Origin of the sequence: Streptomyces sp. NPDC052052 (genome assembly GCF_040680455.1) — a bacterium.
GTDB lineage: Bacteria > Actinomycetota > Actinomycetes > Streptomycetales > Streptomycetaceae > Streptomyces.
Map to the genome: position 1 here is coordinate 1 of NZ_JBFAWU010000039.1, position 17,066 is coordinate 17,066.

The 17,066-nt window shown below is 71.3% G+C and carries 18 protein-coding genes; 11 read left to right on the forward strand and 7 right to left on the reverse strand.

Features of this window, described 5'->3' with window-relative positions; all coding sequences use genetic code 11:
• Positions 1 to 203: 203 nt before the first annotated feature.
• Entirely contained in the window at positions 204 to 1,181 is a 978-nt protein-coding gene (locus AB0L71_RS31475; protein ID WP_365249723.1) for a fibronectin type III domain-containing protein, read from the reverse strand.
• A 150-nt stretch (positions 1,182 to 1,331) separates the two neighbouring features.
• On the opposite strand from AB0L71_RS31475, the gene AB0L71_RS31480 reads away from it, so the two are divergent.
• Positions 1,332 to 2,393, forward strand: a complete 1,062-nt coding sequence (locus tag AB0L71_RS31480; protein WP_365249726.1) for an amidohydrolase family protein — start codon at positions 1,332 to 1,334, stop codon at positions 2,391 to 2,393.
• 196 nt (positions 2,394 to 2,589) lie between these two features.
• Complete coding sequence (locus tag AB0L71_RS31485) at positions 2,590 to 3,051, forward strand: GNAT family N-acetyltransferase (protein ID WP_365249729.1); 462 nt, start codon at positions 2,590 to 2,592, stop codon at positions 3,049 to 3,051.
• 74 nt (positions 3,052 to 3,125) lie between these two features.
• Here the strand turns inward: AB0L71_RS31485 and AB0L71_RS31490 are convergent, their stop codons facing one another.
• Together AB0L71_RS31490 and AB0L71_RS31495 are read right to left on the reverse strand one after the other, a co-directional pair.
• The gene (locus AB0L71_RS31490) at positions 3,126 to 3,668 is read right to left on the reverse strand and encodes a hypothetical protein (RefSeq protein ID WP_365249731.1); all 543 of its coding nucleotides are present in this window, start codon (positions 3,666 to 3,668) and stop codon (positions 3,126 to 3,128) included.
• Between the two features lie 81 nt (positions 3,669 to 3,749).
• Positions 3,750 to 4,103: a nuclear transport factor 2 family protein gene (locus AB0L71_RS31495; RefSeq protein ID WP_365249734.1), complete on the reverse strand. Its 354-nt coding sequence runs from the start codon at positions 4,101 to 4,103 to the stop codon at positions 3,750 to 3,752.
• 204 nt (positions 4,104 to 4,307) lie between these two features.
• Here AB0L71_RS31495 and AB0L71_RS31500 point away from each other — a divergent pair, with 204 nt between their 5' ends.
• From AB0L71_RS31500 to AB0L71_RS31520, 5 genes are all read left to right on the forward strand, one after another.
• A complete protein-coding gene (locus AB0L71_RS31500) occupies positions 4,308 to 4,781 on the forward strand; it encodes a hypothetical protein (RefSeq protein WP_365249737.1) in 474 nt (157 codons plus the stop codon).
• Positions 4,782 to 4,783: 2 nt separating this feature from the next.
• Positions 4,784 to 8,614: an ATP-binding protein gene (locus AB0L71_RS31505; RefSeq protein ID WP_365249740.1), complete on the forward strand. Its 3,831-nt coding sequence runs from the start codon at positions 4,784 to 4,786 to the stop codon at positions 8,612 to 8,614.
• Positions 8,615 to 8,644: 30 nt separating this feature from the next.
• Entirely contained in the window at positions 8,645 to 9,853 is a 1,209-nt protein-coding gene (locus AB0L71_RS31510) for a tetratricopeptide repeat protein (protein WP_365249743.1), read from the forward strand.
• Between the two features lie 277 nt (positions 9,854 to 10,130).
• Positions 10,131 to 10,910 (forward strand): helix-turn-helix transcriptional regulator, encoded by a 780-nt coding sequence (locus AB0L71_RS31515; RefSeq protein ID WP_365249746.1) that lies wholly within the window; start codon positions 10,131 to 10,133, stop codon positions 10,908 to 10,910.
• 398 nt (positions 10,911 to 11,308) lie between these two features.
• A complete protein-coding gene (locus tag AB0L71_RS31520; RefSeq protein ID WP_365249834.1) occupies positions 11,309 to 12,076 on the forward strand; it encodes a GNAT family N-acetyltransferase in 768 nt (255 codons plus the stop codon).
• 39 nt (positions 12,077 to 12,115) lie between these two features.
• Here AB0L71_RS31520 and AB0L71_RS31525 read toward each other — a convergent pair whose 3' ends face one another.
• From AB0L71_RS31525 to AB0L71_RS31535, 3 genes are all read right to left on the reverse strand, one after another.
• Positions 12,116 to 12,325 (reverse strand): DUF397 domain-containing protein, encoded by a 210-nt coding sequence (locus tag AB0L71_RS31525; RefSeq protein WP_365249749.1) that lies wholly within the window; start codon positions 12,323 to 12,325, stop codon positions 12,116 to 12,118.
• A 119-nt stretch (positions 12,326 to 12,444) separates the two neighbouring features.
• Positions 12,445 to 12,654, reverse strand: coding sequence for a DUF397 domain-containing protein (locus AB0L71_RS31530; RefSeq protein ID WP_365249752.1), 210 nt, complete (start codon positions 12,652 to 12,654; stop codon positions 12,445 to 12,447).
• Entirely contained in the window at positions 12,651 to 13,484 is an 834-nt protein-coding gene (locus tag AB0L71_RS31535; protein WP_365249754.1) for a helix-turn-helix transcriptional regulator, read from the reverse strand. Before AB0L71_RS31535 ends, AB0L71_RS31530 begins: the two co-directional genes overlap by 4 nt.
• A 275-nt stretch (positions 13,485 to 13,759) precedes the next feature.
• Between AB0L71_RS31535 and AB0L71_RS31540 the strand changes: the two genes are divergently transcribed.
• Both AB0L71_RS31540 and AB0L71_RS31545 read left to right on the forward strand, forming a co-directional pair.
• Positions 13,760 to 14,260 (forward strand): ATP-binding protein, encoded by a 501-nt coding sequence (locus tag AB0L71_RS31540; protein WP_365249757.1) that lies wholly within the window; start codon positions 13,760 to 13,762, stop codon positions 14,258 to 14,260.
• The gene (locus AB0L71_RS31545; RefSeq protein ID WP_365249760.1) at positions 14,257 to 14,679 is read left to right on the forward strand and encodes a DUF302 domain-containing protein; all 423 of its coding nucleotides are present in this window, start codon (positions 14,257 to 14,259) and stop codon (positions 14,677 to 14,679) included. Before AB0L71_RS31540 ends, AB0L71_RS31545 begins: the two co-directional genes overlap by 4 nt.
• 74 nt (positions 14,680 to 14,753) lie before the next feature.
• Here the strand turns inward: AB0L71_RS31545 and AB0L71_RS31550 are convergent, their stop codons facing one another.
• Complete coding sequence (locus tag AB0L71_RS31550; RefSeq protein WP_365249763.1) at positions 14,754 to 15,437, reverse strand: alpha/beta hydrolase; 684 nt, start codon at positions 15,435 to 15,437, stop codon at positions 14,754 to 14,756.
• A 71-nt stretch (positions 15,438 to 15,508) separates the two neighbouring features.
• Here AB0L71_RS31550 and AB0L71_RS31555 point away from each other — a divergent pair, with 71 nt between their 5' ends.
• Together AB0L71_RS31555 and AB0L71_RS31560 are read left to right on the forward strand one after the other, a co-directional pair.
• Positions 15,509 to 16,327, forward strand: coding sequence for a chitosanase (locus AB0L71_RS31555; RefSeq protein ID WP_365249766.1), 819 nt, complete (start codon positions 15,509 to 15,511; stop codon positions 16,325 to 16,327).
• 196 nt (positions 16,328 to 16,523) lie between these two features.
• Entirely contained in the window at positions 16,524 to 16,832 is a 309-nt protein-coding gene (locus tag AB0L71_RS31560; RefSeq protein WP_365249769.1) for an SH3 domain-containing protein, read from the forward strand.
• Positions 16,833 to 17,066 lie beyond the last annotated feature (234 nt).

Sequence of the window (17,066 nt, forward strand, 5' to 3'; positions counted from 1 at the left end):
AGCACCGCGGTGTATGTGACACTGGTCGGCACGTGAGGCCCCTCGGTCGGATCTTTCTGTCGCAAGATCGTTCCTACCAGCGGCCTTACAGCTGCACGTACTTGGAGGCGGCAGGGGCACAGCAGCCCAGCGATCACAGCAAGCAACGACCGGTTACCGGGAAAGGCTCACTGTGACCCCGCCCAACCAGTGTCCAGGAATGCTCACTCGCCGAGAACAACAGTGCGCTGCGCCGAGAAGTCGCCCCACTTCCCGTCCGGCAGCTTGGCGCGGATCTTCATCGAGTAGCGGGTGCCGCGCGGGTCGCCGACGGTGAGCCGGTAGCTCGCCCGCCCTTGGGGCGGCGTGGAACCCCACACGATCGTGGTGGTCAGGCGGCCGTTCATGAAGAGCTGGTACGCGGGGATCGCCCCGCCCGTATCGGGCTGTTCCCAGTCCAGGTGGATGGCGTACTCCTTGCCCTGGACGCGGTTGGTGATCCGCAGGTCGGTGGGGGCGGTACTGGCCGGCGCGCCCGGTGCCGAGGCGGTGGTGAGATCGAGGACGTTGCTGTCCGGCGAGGAGGTGTCGGCGGCGTCGCGGGCGCGGACGGTGAAGGTGTAGACGGTGCCGGGGCGCAGTCCGGTCAGGTGCGCGGTGGTCTGTGTGCCGGGGACGCTGTGGATGCGGGTGTCCTCCTGGTAGATGTCGTACGCGGTGACGCCGACGTCGTCCGTCGATCGCCCCCAGGAGAGGTTCGCCGCCCGGCTGCCGTCCGCTGAGCCGCGCAGTTTCGCCGGACGAGTCGGCGGCCCGTGGTCGGCAGGGGTCGGGGCCGGTGTGGTGACGGTGGCGGCGGCACTTGGCGCGGAGAGGTTACCGGCGGCGTCGCGGGCGCGAACGGTGAAGCTGTAGGAGGTCGAGGCGGTCAGCCCATCGATGTCCGTCATGACCGTGGTCGCCGCAACGGACTTCACCTTCTCACCCTTTCGGTAGACCTCGTATCCGGTGACCGCCTTGTTGTCGATAGCGGGCTCCCACATCACGTGCACGGAGGTGGCGCTGCCCGCCTGTGCAGTCACATGGCGCGGCATCGTGGGGCTGCGGGTGTCGGCTTCGGGGGCGGACGAACAGGCGGTGAGTGCGGCAAGAAGAAGAACGGTGTAACAGGCCAACGCGGCGGTTGCGTGGGGGCGTTGCACGGTTGCGCCTTCCCTTGGACGGTCAATGGTCCAGACCTGTATCGCATGGCGCGGCGGGCACCGGCAAGAGGAGGGATCGGAACGTTCCGCAATATGCCGGTGTGCGCAGGCGGTTCGTCGACGGTGACGGAGGTGACGTACGGTCGGCTGATGCTGTGCATGCGTGGGGTGGTGCTGCCGGAGCGCGAGGAGCGCGAGTTCTGGATCGACGGCCAGGTGCTGCGCGCCGGAAGACCGCCGGGCGGACGCGCGGGCCGGGAGGCGGAGACGATCGTCGACGGCGGCTGGCTGCTGCCCGGCCTCGTCGACGTACACACGCATCCCGGGGCGCTGGAGCCGGGTACCCCGTTCGACGAGGAGCTTCTGCGCAGGCAACTGGGCGAGCACCGGAACGCCGGAGTGCTCGCGGTGCGCACCCCCGGTACGGCGCAGCGGATGCCCGCGTGGGTGGAGAAGGACCCCGACCTGCCGCACGTCGTCTCGGCGGGACGGTGGCTGGCCACGCCCGGCCGGTTCTTCCCCGGGGCCGGACGGGACGTCAGCGAGGCCGAGTTGGTGCGCGCGGCCGTCGAGGAAGCGCGCGCCTCGTCGGGGTGGTGCAAGGTCATCGGTGACTGGCGTCTGGACGAACCCGCCGTGCCCTTGCCGCTGTTGACCGCGGTGGCGGAGGCGGTGCACGCGGTCGGCGGCAAGGTCGCGGTGCACTGCCAGACCGCCGAAGGTGCGCGTCATGCCGTCCTGGCGGGGGTCGACAGCCTGGAGCACGGCATGCATCTGGATCCGGCGCTGCTGGACCGGATGGCCGCACAGGGAACGGCGTTCGTCCCGACGCTGAGCGCCTTCGGTGCGAACGCGGACGCAATGCGCGCGCGGGAGCCGAGCGTGCGACGTGATCTTTGGCTGGCCGGCTGGGACGCGATGCCCGGCACCGTGCGCGCCGCCCACGAGGCGGGGGTGTCGGTGCTGGCGGGGACGGACTCCTTCCCGTGCGGGACGGTCGGCGGTGAGATGGACTGGCTGGTGCGGGCCGGGATTCCGGCCGAGGTGGCACTGGGTGCGGCGTCCTGGACGGCGAGGTCCTGGCTGGGCCTGCCGGGCCTCGTGGACGGCGCCCCCGCCGACCTCGTCGCCTACACCACTGACCCGACCCTGGACCCGGGCGCGCTCGGCCGCCCGAGCCGGATCGTGCTCCGCGGACGCGTCGTGCGCTGAGCGATGAGTTCCGGCCGTCTGGGGGGCGCGCCCCGCGGCACTCCCGCCCCGGCGGCCGAAGACCCGGATCTCCGGGGCCATGGGATTCGGGTGAGGGAAGATCCGCCACGCCCGGCGCTGGGACCCCACTCCCGCACCAGCCACACATCCGGCACTTCGCCCCGCCGTAGGGCGCGACGCCTGCCATGATCCCGTCATGCGCACACAGATCACACCGGCCGGAGTGGCCGACATCCACCAGGTTCTCGCTGATCACCACCGATACTGGAGAGACCGCGACCTCAGGTCCCTGCACCTTCTGGCCCTGGTGCAGGAGTTCCGTGAAACGTGTCTGGTCGCCCGAGCCGAGGACGGAATCCACGGGTACGTCATCGGGTTCGTCACCCCGGCCGGCATCGGTTACGTACACCTGATCGCTACCCGGGACGACGCCCGCGGCGCCGGTCTCGGGCGCCGCCTGTATGCGGCATTCGCCGACGCCGCCCGTCGCCACGGGGCGCTGAGCCTGAAGGCGATCACGTCTCTCGGAAACACCGGCTCGATCGCATTCCATCGCCGCCTCGGCTTCGACGCGAGGACCGTCGATGACTACAACGGCCCCGGCCAAGCCATGGTCGTCCTTCATCGCAGTCTGCCGTTCGACGCAGTGCGGCCCTGAGCGACCAGCCTCTCCCCCCTCCCCCGTCACCGGCAATCGCTCCCAAGGTCGTCAGGACTTCACCGCAGGCCGGATCATCGCCGCTGCTGCGCCCCCGTGCGGCCGGCGTGGATCTCGCGGACCCGAGCCCCGATTCCTCCATGTACGGGGTCGGCGACACGCGACAAGGCCATCGCATCCAGACAGCCGTTGCCATGGAGCAGCGCGTTGGCGCCGGCCATGTGATCCACCGCCGCATCTGCTGCCCCCCTGACGCTGTCGGCCAGGATGAGGCCGACCTGGGCAGCCACATTCGCGAGGGCCGTTTGAGAAGCCTCTCCGGCTTGCTCCCGCCGCTCTTCCGCCGACGTGTCAAGGCAGTTCGTGTCTCTCAGGTGCACGTGGTTGCGAACGGCACTTGAGTAGTCGATCAGTTTTTCCGCAGCCTCACGCAGCAACTGGTTGAACTCCACCAGATGCTGCATCTCGAACTCCTCGCTCCGCAGCCTGAGCGCGTCTGCGGCGTCGCCGGCCTTGTCCTTCCGCTGCCGCCGGTACGCGAGCCACCCGTTGAGTTGCGTCGCCAAGCCCCCGAGAAAGAAGGCTGCGATGCCCCACCAGAACGTCCACCCCTCCATGCGCGGGAGTGTACGCACCCGCCCCTCGTACTGGCGGACGTGCACATCTCCAGTAACCGATCACGTACGCGCAAGGTGCCGTCATGCCGGCACCTTGTCCAGGAAGCCGTGGACGTCCTGGATTCGGCCCGACTCGTCCAGTACCAGGACGTCGAATCCGATCACCAGCGGCTCGGCCCCCTCCGGGCCCAGGCCCCAGCGAAAACGGACCTGGCGATGGTGGGCGTCGGCCTCGCCGACCTGGGTGAACACGAACCCGGGGAACTGTGCCTGGACACCGTCGACGACCGCCGTGATCCCCTCATGGCCGGCGACCTCGGCCATCGGGTCGGTGTACGTCGCCTCGGGCGACCAGTGCGTGGAGAGCAACGTCGCCCGCTCGTCGCCGGTCGCGTTCCACGTGGCCAGGTACTGCTGAACGACGGTCTTCGTCATCATTTTCTCCCGTTCGTCTCGATCGGCTGATGTCCAGCATCCTGACCCGGGTCCGGCCGGCCGAGCCATGACCTCAGAGGTCATGGCCACCTGGACACGACCCCCTAAGCCAGGCGGGACCGGCGCGGCCCGGGCTAATCTGGTTAGGGACGGGCGGAGTTGGGTCTCCCGGGGCCGCCCGCCACATCGGAGTCGGGAGGACGGATGTTGACCGAGTCACTGACGGCGCTCGCCGGCGCGGGGGCCAGCGCGCTGATCGGAGCCATGACCACCGACCTGTGGCAGGGCGCCCGCGGCGGGGTCGTCCGACTCTTCGGGCGGGGCGGCGAGGACCGCGGGGAGGCGATCGGCGCGCAGCTCGACGAGGACGCCGTCCTCGTCGTCCGTGCCGAGCCGGCCGGCGCGGACGAGATCCGGGCCGAGCTGCTGCCCGTATGGCGTCGGCGGCTGCTCCTATTGCTGGAGGAACACCCCGACTCCGAGGGCGAGTTGCGCGAACTCGTCGCCCGCGTACAGGACGGCCTGCCTGCCGGACGCCAGGTGTGGACGCAGTCGAACACCGCCCGCGACCACGGCACCCTCTTCGCCGTGCAGGGCGGCAGCCTGCACTACCACCAGGCGGCCGAGGGGCAGGTGCCACCGCCCGCCGACGAAGACGGCGCGGACGGGACCGGCTGACCGTGGACCTCCCCGACGAGGTCCACCAGCAGGTCCGTGCCGTCGCCGGCTTCGCCTACGGCGCGGTCGGCGCCGACATCCACGTCTTCGGCGACGGCACCCCCGTCTACCTGCTGTACGCCCGCGACCCCCACGGCGCCGCCGACGGCCTGAGGCGGGACTCCGCCTGGCTGCGCGCCCAGCCCAGCAGGATGCTCGACGCCCGAAGCGAGATCGTGGAGTTCACCGGCCGCGAGGCGGAGCTGGGCCGGCTCCGCGCGTGGCGCGATCAGCCCGCGCGGACGGCCGTGCGGTGGCTGCACGGACCCGGTGGTGCCGGGAAGTCCCGCCTCGCGGCCCGCTTCGCCGCCGAATGCGCCGACGCCGGCTGGCTCGTCGTCGACGCCGTGCACGGCACCGACAACCACCCGCCCGCCGAGGGCAGCCAGGACCTGCGCACCGACCACCGCGCCGGGGTGCTGATCCTCGTCGACTACGCCGACCGCTGGCCGGACGTCCACCTCGCCTGGCTCTTCCACAACGGCCTCCTGCGCGGTGAACTCCCCGCGCGGGTCCTGCTCATCGCCCGCTCCGTGCGGCCCTGGCCGGCCCTGCGCGCCCAGCTCGGCCGCCGGCGGCGCCCCACCGACCTCTCCGACCAGCCGCTGGACCCGCTGGCCGACGCCGGCCGCCAGGGGGAGCGCGCCCGGATGTTCGAGGCCGCCCGCCGGGGCTTCGCCGCCCACTACCCGGACCCCGCCGCCCTCGAAGCCCTCCGCCCGCCCCACGAGGACCTCGCCCGCCCCGACTTCGGGCTGACCCTCGCCGTCCACATGGCCGCGCTCACCGCCGTCGACGCCCACGCCGCCGGCCGGGAACCACCCGAGGACCTCGCCGGGATGACCGCCTACCTCCTCGACCGTGAGCACGAGAACTGGCGCCGCCCCGACGCGCGCGTCCCGGGCGCTCCGGTCGCGGACGCCGCCGCCGACGACCGCGGCGGCCTTGACCTCGCCCGTACCGTCTTCACCGCCGTCCTCACCGGCCCGATGCGCCGCGACGCCGCCCGCCCCCTGCTGGACCGCCTCCTGTTACGGACTCCGGCCGACCACGCGCTGACCGCCCACGCCGTGCACTACCCGCCCACCGACCCGGCGGCCGCCCACGTACTCGAACCGCTGCTCCCCGACCGGCTCGCCGAGGACTACCTCGCCCTCACCCTCCCCGGGAGCCCCGTCACCGGATACCCGACCGACCTGTGGTCGGTCACGGGCACCACCCGCATCCTCCAGCGCGACGGAGGAGCCGCACCCCCCTGGACCCCCCGCGCCCTCACCTTCCTCATCGCCGCCGCCGAACGCTGGCCGCACGTCGGCCCCGGCGTCCTCTTCCCGCTGCTGCGCCGCGACCCCGCCCTCGCCGTCCGGGGCGGCGGCGCCGTCCTGGCCGCGCTCGCCGCCCTCGACTCCGTGGACCTCGACGTCCTGGAGGCCGTCGAGCCGCTGGTGTCCTCGCGCGACGTACGGGTGGAGACCGGCGCCGCGGTCCTGGCCTCGCGCCTCGCCACCCACCGCCTCGAAGGGGCCACCGACCCCACGGAACGGGCCCGGCTCTTAAGGGATTTGGTCGCCGCCCACCTCAAGGCGGACCGCAGGAGCAACGCGCTGGCGCTCATGGAGGAGGTCGTACGGCTCACCCGGGAGGCCGCCCGACAGGATCCGGTACACCAGCCCGACTACGCCGAAGCCCTCCTCAACCTGGGCGGCCTCTTCATCGGGGAAATCGGCTCCGAGCGCCAGGTCGAACTCCTCCGCGAGGCCATCGAGCTGCTGGAACAGGACACGGCGGACGACGAGGTCCTGGGCTCCCTGGCCCAGGCGCACACCCAGCTCGCCTTCGCGCTCTGGCAGACCGGGGCCGCGGCGGCCGCCCACGCGTCCGTGGCCGAGGCACAGCGGCTCTTCGAGGAGATCCTGGACCGCGACCCCGGGCTGTATCTGGCCCTGGCCACGGACATGAACCGCCTGGAGATGGTGAACGGCTACCTGCTGGCCAAGTCCGGGCGCTCGGCGGAGGCCGCCGAGGGCGCCGGCCAGATGGTGGAGTTCCTGACCCAGATGGCGGGCCTCCACCCGGCCGGCTACGGGGAGGAACTCGCGGGCGGCCTGTACACCCAGAGCCTGCACCTGTGGGACGCCGGGCGGCACGCCGAATCCGTCGACGCGCTCCTGAAATCCATCCGCCTCTGCCGCCAACTCGCCGAGGTGGGCCCCCGCTTCCAGGACCTCCTCGCCGCCCGTCTCGACGACGCCGCGGCCAAGCTCATCTCCCTGGAGCGGCACGCCGAGGCCACCGCGATCGTCGAGGAGAGCCTCGCCCTGCACCGGGAGCGCCTCGCCCGCCTTCCGGACACCGCCGACGGCCGGGACGCCGCCGAAGCCGAACGCCGTGCCATCGGCACCGCGCTGCTCTACCTACGGGAGCGGCGCGGCGCCGACCGCCTGGCCTGGGGAACGCCGACCGAGATCGACGCGGTGGCCGAACGGCTCGTACGGGCCGCCGACCCGGCGGGGCTCTGGAGCCTCATGCAAGCGGTCCCCGTCACCGACGCCCTACGGATCGCCCACCGCCACCCGCCCGAGCACTGGGCCCCGCCCGAGGATCCCCGTAGTCTGGTCGCCCGGCTCACCTCACGGCGCCCCCGGCTGCGGGCCGCCGAGCGCACGGCCCGAGCCGCCGCCGAGCTGGCCATGTGGCGGCTGCCCGACCGCGGGGGCCTGGGGACGGCCGGTCCGACGGGGGCCGGCCTGCTCTCCTTCGCCCCCGGAGGTCCGGGGCGGGCGCCGGTCATGGTCCGGGAGGCGTACCTGCCCGGTGGGGCCCACCCCGACGGCGTGTTCGCCACGCGCATCGACGTGTACGACCTCCGCTCCCGCTCCGTGCTCTGGTCCGCCGACCACCGCAGGACCGGCTCCGCCGCCGTGACCTGCCTCGGCGCCGACGCGGTCGTCGCCCTGCGCACGCAGCCGTACCGGGCGGAACCGGAACTCGTCCTCTACGGGCCATGCGGGGCGGAGGTTCTCGCGCACGGCCGGGCCCTCGACGGGGCCCGGATCTTCGCCACTTCGCGCGTTTTCGTCGTCCTGCTGTGGGGCACGACGGCTGCCCTGATCGGCACGCACGACGGTCGGCTGGAGCAGGTCGACCTGTACGACGGCCTCGGTCTGCAGCATGTCACCGTCCACGCCGTCGACCCCTCCGGCGAGCGGCTCCTGTTGGCGGACCGGCGCCGTGTGCTCCTCACCGACGCCGCCCTGGAGCCGTTGTCGGCCGACGGCTGGTGGGGGGTGCCCGAGCAGCACGGCACGGTCGAGTCCGCGGTGTTCCTGTCCCCCGAGGAGTTCGTCACCGCCGCGTCGACCGGCGGCGTCTACCTGTTCCAGCAGGAGTCCGACTGGACCGCGGTGACCGCCTGGCACGTCGGGCCGCCGCTGGAGGACCTGATCGCCGTCCCCGGATGGCGCGTCGTCGGCGGCCGGTCCCGCGGCGGGACAAGAACACGCTTCCACGACTCGGGCACCCTTGCCCCGGTACCGGCGCCGCGCCTGCTCGCGGGGGCGTCGCCCGAGGACCCGCCGCGTCTGCTGGCCGCCTCGCCCGGAGGCCGCCACGTGGTCCACGGCTCGGCCGTGCACGACCTCGGCGACCCGCTCTCCTTCGCGGGCAGGCCGCTCGCCTCGCTCACCCCGGCAGACCGGGAGCTCCTCGGCGCCTACCTCGACCGGGGGAGGGCGCCGTCGGCCGCGATCCGAGAACTGCTGGAGCTCGTACGGGACCTCGGGTCCCCCATGTGACCGCCACCGAGGCAGGGAGAGTGACCGCGAATGTTCCGCAGGAAACGCGCCAAGGGCACCCCGCCGGACCCCGGAAGACCGACGCACCCCGAGCACCCCGACCCCTCGGAGCGGCCACTGAACCCGCCGCCGGAGTCCGGCAGGCCGGAAGACCCCCTCGACCTCCGGCTGAGCGAGCACGACGAGGGGCCGACGCACCTCAGCATGGACACCACCCTGCGCATGCGCGACAACCTGCTCGACGCGGAACGGAGGCTGGGCCCGGGCCACCCCGACGTCCTGGGGCTGCGCCACAACTACGCCTTCTTCCTGTGCGCCTGGTCGGCCGCCGCCTCGCCCGGAGACACGTACATGCAGGACCGGGCGATCCCCCTGTTCCTGGTCAACCTGGACCACCAGACGGCGACCCTGGGCCCGTACGCCCGCGACACCCTGCTGACCCTGGACGGGATCGGAAGCGCTCACCTCTCGGCGGGCCGCCCGACCGAGGCCCTCCCGCACCTGCAACGGGCCCTGGAAGGCAGCGAACTCGGCCCCGACCGCGACGAGGAGCGGATCCTCGACCGCCGCGAGAAGCTGTCGGACGCCTACGCGGCGGTGGGCGACACCGACCGGGCGACCGCCCTGCTGGAGGAGACCGTGGCCGGCAGTAGGCGCCTCCTGCCGCCGGGCGGCGAACGGCTGGACGCCCGCAAGCAGAAACTGTTCTCCGCCTACCACAAGGCGGGCCGGCTGCCCGAGGCCACGGCGCTGTGCCGGGAGATCCTGGCCGACAAGGAGCACTTCTACGGCCCGGACCACCTCAGCACCTACATCTGGGTGGACAACCTGGCCCACCTCCTCCACGACGCCCGTGACCTCGACGGGGCCATCGCCTGCTACGAACGGGTCGTCCGCGGCTTCGAGCAGATCCACGGAGCCGACAGCGACGCGATCTCCTACCGCTACCACAACCTCGCGATCGCCCACCTGGAAGCCGGCCGCCCGGAGGTGGCCCTGCCGTACCTGAAGGCGTCCCTCGCCGCGCGCGAACACAGCCGGGGCCTCGACGACCCGGGGACCCTGGACGCCCTGATCTCCCTCATCTCCGGCTACGACCAGGCCGGGCGGCTCGCCGAGGCGATCGCGGCGACCGAACGGCTGATCACGGACCTGGTGCGCGTCGGCGGCCCGCAGCATCCCAAACTCCCCGAGGTGTACACCTATCTGGCGGAACTCAGGCGCGCCGGTCCCGCCTAAATGAATGAGTCCGATGTTCTCAGTGGTCGCAGGCGATCAGGGAACCTGCCGGGCCAGGGCCTCGATCGCCCGGCTGATCAGCGGTCCGGCTCATTCATCCAAGGGCTGTCCCGTAATCCCCGGTGGATGAGCGCGCGGCGTCAGATGCGGTGCATCGCAAGGCGGAGGGTCATCCTCATACCAGGTCGTATGCGGACGAGCCCGACAACGCTGCGAGGTTCCGTAGCTGCCGTCGGGCGCCCGCCGGGATGACGGGACAGCCCTTAGGCTCACGGGTATGAGCGTTGCAGTCGAATCCCCTTCGGTCGGTGCACTGTTGCGTACCTGGCGCGAACGGCGTCGGTTCAGTCAGCAGGAGTTGTCCAACCGATCGCGGGTCTCCACCCGACACCTCAGCCGGGTGGAGACCGGCAAGGCGCACCCGACCCCGGAGATGCTCATGCATCTCTCCGACAACCTGGATGTGCCCCTGCGGGATCGCAACCGACTCCTGTTGGCCGCCGGCTACGCACCGCGCTATCAGGATCACCGATGGGACGACGCGTCGATTGCGGTGGTGATGGACGGCCTTCGCCGACTCCTCGACGCCCATCTGCCGTACCCGGCCCTGCTGTTGGACGAACACTGGGACATCGTGGACGCCAACACTGCCGTTGATCAGTTGTTGACCGGTTGCGCGCCGGAGTTGTTGGAGCCGCCGATCAATGTGGTCCGGGTCTGTCTCCATCCGGACGGGCTCGCCCGCCGGATCGGCAATCTCGCGGAGTGGGGCAGTCATCTGCTGCAGCAGGTGAGTCACCGTGCCGAACGCACTCATGACCAGCGCCACCACGAGCTTGCCGCGGAGATCACCGGATACCTTGGCAAACCCGATACCTCCACCCCCCTCACGGGGCCGGTGATCACCCTCGAGATCGACGTCGACGGCAACCTGCTCCGATTCTTCAGCACCTCCGCCATCCTCAGCACCGCCACCGACGCCGCCTTGGAAGGGCTGCGTCTGGAGACTTTCCTGCCGGCCGACGACGAGACCCGGCGCCGGTTCGATCAGCGGTAGCCGATGCCGGAAGGGCCCCGCCACAGCGGCTGAGTACGTGATCACCACTGCTGTGCGGTTGCTGTCCGAGCCAGGGCTCCGCGGCCATGGGTTCGACCGGAAGTCCAGCGAAAACCGCTTGCCTGCCGACGCCGACCGTGGAACCGTGGCCCGTGATCTGCGACCTTGCAGACCTCCACTCACGGTGAGGAACGACAGCCCTTGATCCCGGCGTCCCCCAGCGGCCGCCGTCGGCACTGAGCAGCCCGCTCCCCAGCGGTCAGCGGCCTCAGCCTGCCACGCCCTTCCATACGGCGGCCCCACGATGCGGTGCCGGAAGCACCGCCACTTGCCTCTGCCAGGGCTCACCCGAGTGTGCCCTGGGCTCACCCTGAGACTTCGTGAGGTCAACACCCACCATGGACATCCAGGTCCAGAGTTTTGCCGTCGCCAACCTCCGCCGCCGCCCCGTAGTCGTCGAAATCGGCGGCTTCGTCGCGGGCTTCAACCCCGACACCGACAGCCCGTACCTCAACTACGCGACCCCGCTGCCCGGCATCACACCGACCGAGCGGGACGTGGCCGCCCTGATCAAGGCCTTCCGGGAGCGCGGCCTCTTGCCGCGACTGGAGTTCGCACCCCAGGCCGCGCCCGGAGTGGCGCCCGCGCTACGGGCGGCGGGCTTCGGTACCGAGGCCGTACACGAGTACCTCGTCTGCACGCCGCACACGCTGACGGCCCCTCACTTCGCCGACGCCCCGCGTGTGGAGACCCCGGTCAACGACGAGGAGTACGCCGCGCTCGACGCCGCGCTCAACGAGGCGTTCGGCGGAGCCTTCGCCTCCTCCCCGCAGGGTGTCGCCCGGTTGCGGCGCACCCAGCAGGGCGGCGGAGCAGTGCGCTTCGTCGGCGCCCCGGAGGGCAGTTGTGCCGGCGGGGCATCCTGCTCCCCGCCGGCCGAGGACACCGCCGAACTGTCCGGCGTCGGCACCCGCCCGGCGCACCGCGGCCGTGGCATCGCCGCCGCGGTGACCGCGGCACTGACCGGGGCGATGTTCGCCCAGGGGGTCGGCTCGGTGTGGCTGGAGTACTCCGGCGAGGGCTCCCGCCGCGTCTACGAGCGTGTCGGCTACCAGCGGCAAGGCACCCGCCTCTACCTCTCGTTGGCACCGGATCAGCAGTCCTGACCGCAGCGCCACGGGGCTGGTGACGACCGAGCGTACGGGTCAGCCGCGTGCGGCGAACTCGACGAAGGCGCACCAGCCCCGCGCGGTCAGTGTGAGGACCGGTCCCGTGAGGTCCTTGGAGTCGCGGACATGGACGAGACCGGGCCGGGCGGCGACTTCAAGGCACTGGCCGCCCTCGGCGCCGCTGTAGCTGCTCTTGAACCAGTGCAGTGGCGCGGTGGCGGTATCGGTGGTCGCTTCGACGTTCATACCTCTCCCAGCAACTTTTCGATGAAGGCCAGAGACTCGCGCGGAGTCGAGGAGCGACCGCCGCGGGCGGAGCCGGACGGAGGGCCCCAGCCCGCAGTGGTGATGGTCGCGCGTACGGGTCAGCCGCGGGCGGCGAACTCGACGAAGGCGGACCAGCCCCGCGCGGTCAGTGTGAGGACCGGTCCCGTGAGGTCCTTGGAGTCGCGGACATGGACGAGACCGGGCCGGGTGGCGACTTCAAGGCAGTCGCCACCTTCGGCGCCGCTGTAGCTGCTCTTGAACCAGTGCAGTGCCGCAGCGGCGGTATCGGTGGTCACTTCGACGTTCATACCTCTCCCAGCAACTTTTCGATGAAGGCCAGAGACTCGCGCGGTGTGAGAGCCTGCGAGCGGATGATCCCATAGCGGGCCGCCAGCGCGCGGACCTCCTCCTGATCCGTCACCAGTGTGCTCCTTCCCTGTACTTCCAGATAGCCGATCTGGTCGCTGTTCTGCCGGGTGATGACGGTGAACGGCCCGTCGACTCCCGCGTTTTCCCTGCGGTCGGCCGGCATGACCTGAAGTTCCACATTGCGCTTCTGGCCGATCAGCAGAAGCTGTTCGAGCTGTCCTCGACGCACCGCACGGCCACCGAGCCCGCGCGTGAGGACCCACTCCTCCATCACGAAGCTGAGCAGCGGGGCCGGCCAGCGGTCGAAGATCTCCTGCCGGGCCTGCCGGGCCGCGATCCGCTGCTCGATGGTCGCCTCGTCCAGCAACGGACGCCGTGCGACCAGCAGGGAGCGGGTGTACTCCTCGGTCTGGAGCAGCCCGTTGACGACCAGGGAGTCGTAGGCGCACAGCTCCGACGCCTCCGCCTCCAGTCGTGCCGCGTCGCGGAAGAACGCCGGGTACTGGGCGCGGCCGACCTCCTTCTTGGCTGTCGCCAGCACCCCGTGTGCCTTCAGCAGTTCGTCCGCCCGGTCGATGAACTTCGGTGGCGGAATCCGGCGCCCCTGCTCGAAGGAGGCGATGGTCGAGGCGGAGTAGCCGGTCATGTTCCCGAACTCCGCCCGCTCCAGCCCGGCCGCCACCCGGAAGAGCTTCAACTGCCGTCCGAAGCAGGACAGTACGCCCGCCGCCGGCTCGTGTTCCTGGTCCCGTGGTTCCTGCTCCGGCATGTTCCACTCCTCGCGTGTGCCCCGCAGTGCTGTACCCGGACCAACGCCGCGTACCAGGTACAGCGCACGCCGTGCGCGCGTACAACCGATCGCTGTACTCGGACAACGCCGCGTACCGGGTACAGCGCACGCCCCGCGCACGTACAGCCGGTCGCCGTCCGCGCGTCCGTCCTGGGCAACGCTACGCACGCGCCGCCAGGGTTTCCCTCATGAGCGAAGCAATTGACTCTTCCGTGCGATGTGCGAAAGCAGCCTCCAGAGCAAGGGAGTTCGCGATGTCCTTCAGCGCCACGCCGCGTGGTGCACGGCTGGCCCGCAGGCTCGTCTCGCTCCGGCTGGACGAGTGGGGACACCCCTATGCCTCGGAGCCGAACGAGACCATGACCCTCATCGCGGCCGAACTCGGCGCGAACGCGGTGCGCCACGGCCGGGTGCCGGGGCGCGACTTCCACCTGCGGCTCACGGAGACGGAGGGGCGCGTCCTGCGGGTCGAGGTGGCCGACACCCGGACCGAGCGGGTCCCTCCGGCCGGGATGCCCCCGTGCCCGGCGGACGGCGAGGAGTACGGGCGCGGCCTGCTCCTGGTGTCCCGGCTCGCGGACCGCTGGTGCGTGGTGCCGCGCGAGGGGGCCCCGGGCAAGTGCGTCCAGGCGGAGATCGGCCTGGACGCAGCGGGTCCCCTGCGCCGGCGACGCTGGGCCGCCTCGGTGGACGACGGGCGTGTTGCCGACGCTGTGCCGTGCACCGGCCGAGTCGTGCCTACGGTGGCGCAATGAGCGACGAATCCGGCCTGGTGACGATCACCGGTCACCAAGCCTTCGACAAGACGGTGGACGACGTGTGCGCGGCGGTGACCGCGGCGGGGTACCACGTGTTCGCGCGGGTGGACCACAGGGAGAACGCGGTACGGGTCGGCAGGGAACTGCCCCCGACCACGGTGGTGCTCTTCGGCGAGCCGACCGTCGGGACCGACCTGATCGCGGAACGCCGCACCGCGGGCCTCGACCTTCCGTCCAAGATCCTGGTGTGGCAGGACAAGGAGGACGGGCAGGACGCCGTCCGGCTGACCTACAACACGGCGGACTGGCTGGTGCGCCGCCACGGCCTGGAGCGGGAGGGTGCCGCCTCCGCACGGACCCTGGAGGAGGTGACCGAACCGATCTGCCGGCAGGCGGCCTCGCCGCCCGCGTCGTAGGGCGGCATCAGGTTGCCGAGCGGCGCCGGGCGGGGATCCCATGAGCGGATCCCCGCGGCGACCGGGCCCCGCGCTCAGCCGGTGAAGAACTCCGTGATCTGCTGGGCGACCTGGTCGGGGTGGACCTCGTGCACCCGGTGCCCACCTCCGAGGGTGACCAGCCGGCAGTCCGGGATCAGCGAGGCCATGTCCGGAAGACGCCGTTGCGGCATCGTGGACTCCGGACCGCCGGTGATCAGCAGGGTCGGTGCGACGATCTCACCGAGACCGGCCGCCCATCCCGGGTCGGGGTCGGCGGTCTCGGCCCGGATCGGAGCGACAGCCGCCCAGTCGTAGTCCACCAGGCCGTCCGGCTCGGCGGCCGGTCTCAGCTCGCTCGGGAACGGCGGCGGGGTCTCCACCAGCACCAGCCGCTCCACCCGGTCCGGGTGCTCCTGGGCGAGCAGATGGGCGACGACCCCGCCCATCGAGTGACCGACCAGGCCCACCCGGTCGAGTTCGCACTCGTCGAGGAAGCCGAGGACGTCGTCCCGCATCAGCTCGAAGGAGTACTCGTCGGGCCAGTCGCTCTCGCCGTGACCGCGCAGATCGATGGCGTACACCCGCCACTCCTCGCCGAGCAGGCTGCCGACTGCCTGCCAGTTCGCGGCGGAGCCGCCGAGGCCGTGCAGCAGGACCACGGGCGAGCCGAAGGGGTCGCCCCAGGTGCGGTAGGCCAGCCGTACGTCGCCGACGTCGACAACAGAGTGATCGTTCATGCCCGAGACGGTACAGCCGAACGGCCGGGGCCGATCACTCGCGGGTCCAGGTGGCCTGGCAGGGTTGAGGGGTGAACGTTGCTCCCAGGTCGCTGCTCGCCGCCGTCCTGTCCCTCTGTGTGCTCTCCGCCTGCTCGGGGTCCGGGTCGGACAACCGGGCCGCCGCCGCGACCGGGCTGGACGATCCTGCGAAGAAGGAGATCGCCATACAACTCGTCTCCAGCGCGGAGAACTCCACGCTCGACTGGAAGGGCCAGTACGGGTACATCGAGGACATCGACGACGGCCGCGGCTACACCGCGGGCATCATCGGCTTCTGCTCCGGCACCGGAGACATGCTGAAGGTGGTCGAGCGGTACGCGGCGGCGCGGCCCGGCAATGCGCTGGAACGGTTCCTTCCCGCCCTGCGCGCGGTGCTGGGCACCGATGCGCACGACGGGCTCGGCCAACCGTTCACCGAGGCGTGGGCCGAGGCGGCCGGCGACCCCGCCTTCCGTTCGGCGCAGGATGCCGAGCGCGACGGCTCGTACTTCGATCCGGCGGTCCGACGGGGCAAGGCGGACGGACTCGGTGTGCTGGGCCAGTTCATCTACTACGACGCCTATGTGATGCACGGGTACGAGGACGCGGACGGCACCGTCGGCTTCCGCACGATCCGGCGCGAGGCGCTCACAGCGGCCGCACCACCCTCGCGCGGCGGCGACGAGACCACCTATCTGAACGCCTTCCTCGACGCCCGCGTCGCCGCCATGCGCACGGAGCCCGGTCACTCCGACACGAGCCGGGTGGACACGGCCCAGCGGGTGTTCCTGAACGACGGCAACCTCGGGCTGGAGCCGCCTCTGCGGTGGCGGGTGTACGGCGACAGTTACCGGATCGACGCCCGATAAACCCGTGATCGACAGGCGCGGGAAGCTTCCGCCGCGTCGCATGCGTACGCCGGTGCATGTGCCGTATGACCTGTGCTTTCGCTCCTCCGTGAAGGCTGGCCCCGAGCCGTGACCCGACCGTCGACGGCTCCGTTGAGGCTGATGAACGGCACACGAGGACGTGAGCCGGGATTCGGGAGTCGGAGGAGAGAAGCGCATGCTGAAGAAGATGATGCTGGCCGCCACGGTCATGGCCGCCGGTCTGGGCCTGGCCCTCAGCCCCGCCGCCCAGGCCGTACAGAGCCCCGCCGCCGTGCAGACGGCGCAGGCACCGGCCGCGGTCTGCACCGTCAACGACAACGGGGTGAACTTCCGCGGCGGACCGGGCACCGATTACCCGGTCCTGGGACAGGTGAACCGGGGTCAGAACCTCAACTACCGTGGGGCACAGGGCAACTGGGTCATGGGCGATCTGTGGGGCGGTCCCACGGGCGTCTGGATCCACGTGGCATACCTGAACTGCTGAGGCCGGAGCGCCCATCGGCCCCGCGTCGCGCGATGTGCGGGACGCGGGGTCTTCCTGTGCCCCGGGGTGCGTTTCGGGGCACAGGAAGGCCGCTCCCCCGTCAAAAGACGCCGCACGTCCGGCTGGGACCGCGCCTTTGCCTCGACGGCCCATGACAGCTGGACCGTCGTCGTACGGATCGTTACGTCGGCATTCTCGACGCAGCTTGATCACACCCTTCCTCCGGTCCAAGCC

Excerpts from the sequence above, each read along its gene's own strand:
- AB0L71_RS31480 (WP_365249726.1), top strand. The coding sequence starts at position 1,332 with ATGCTGTGCATGCGTGGGGTGGTGCTGCCGGAGCGCGAGGAGCGCGAG.
- AB0L71_RS31485 (WP_365249729.1), top strand. The coding sequence starts at position 2,590 with ATGCGCACACAGATCACACCGGCCGGAGTGGCCGACATCCACCAGGTT.
- AB0L71_RS31490 (WP_365249731.1), bottom strand. The coding sequence starts at position 3,668 with ATGGAGGGGTGGACGTTCTGGTGGGGCATCGCAGCCTTCTTTCTCGGG.
- AB0L71_RS31495 (WP_365249734.1), bottom strand. The coding sequence starts at position 4,103 with ATGACGAAGACCGTCGTTCAGCAGTACCTGGCCACGTGGAACGCGACC.
- AB0L71_RS31500 (WP_365249737.1), top strand. The coding sequence starts at position 4,308 with ATGTTGACCGAGTCACTGACGGCGCTCGCCGGCGCGGGGGCCAGCGCG.
- AB0L71_RS31510 (WP_365249743.1), top strand. The coding sequence starts at position 8,645 with ATGTTCCGCAGGAAACGCGCCAAGGGCACCCCGCCGGACCCCGGAAGA.
- AB0L71_RS31515 (WP_365249746.1), top strand. The coding sequence starts at position 10,131 with ATGAGCGTTGCAGTCGAATCCCCTTCGGTCGGTGCACTGTTGCGTACC.
- AB0L71_RS31520 (WP_365249834.1), top strand. The coding sequence starts at position 11,309 with ATGGACATCCAGGTCCAGAGTTTTGCCGTCGCCAACCTCCGCCGCCGC.
- AB0L71_RS31525 (WP_365249749.1), bottom strand. The coding sequence starts at position 12,325 with ATGAACGTCGAAGCGACCACCGATACCGCCACCGCGCCACTGCACTGG.
- AB0L71_RS31530 (WP_365249752.1), bottom strand. The coding sequence starts at position 12,654 with ATGAACGTCGAAGTGACCACCGATACCGCCGCTGCGGCACTGCACTGG.
- AB0L71_RS31535 (WP_365249754.1), bottom strand. The coding sequence starts at position 13,484 with ATGCCGGAGCAGGAACCACGGGACCAGGAACACGAGCCGGCGGCGGGC.
- AB0L71_RS31540 (WP_365249757.1), top strand. The coding sequence starts at position 13,760 with ATGTCCTTCAGCGCCACGCCGCGTGGTGCACGGCTGGCCCGCAGGCTC.
- AB0L71_RS31545 (WP_365249760.1), top strand. The coding sequence starts at position 14,257 with ATGAGCGACGAATCCGGCCTGGTGACGATCACCGGTCACCAAGCCTTC.
- AB0L71_RS31550 (WP_365249763.1), bottom strand. The coding sequence starts at position 15,437 with ATGAACGATCACTCTGTTGTCGACGTCGGCGACGTACGGCTGGCCTAC.
- AB0L71_RS31560 (WP_365249769.1), top strand. The coding sequence starts at position 16,524 with ATGCTGAAGAAGATGATGCTGGCCGCCACGGTCATGGCCGCCGGTCTG.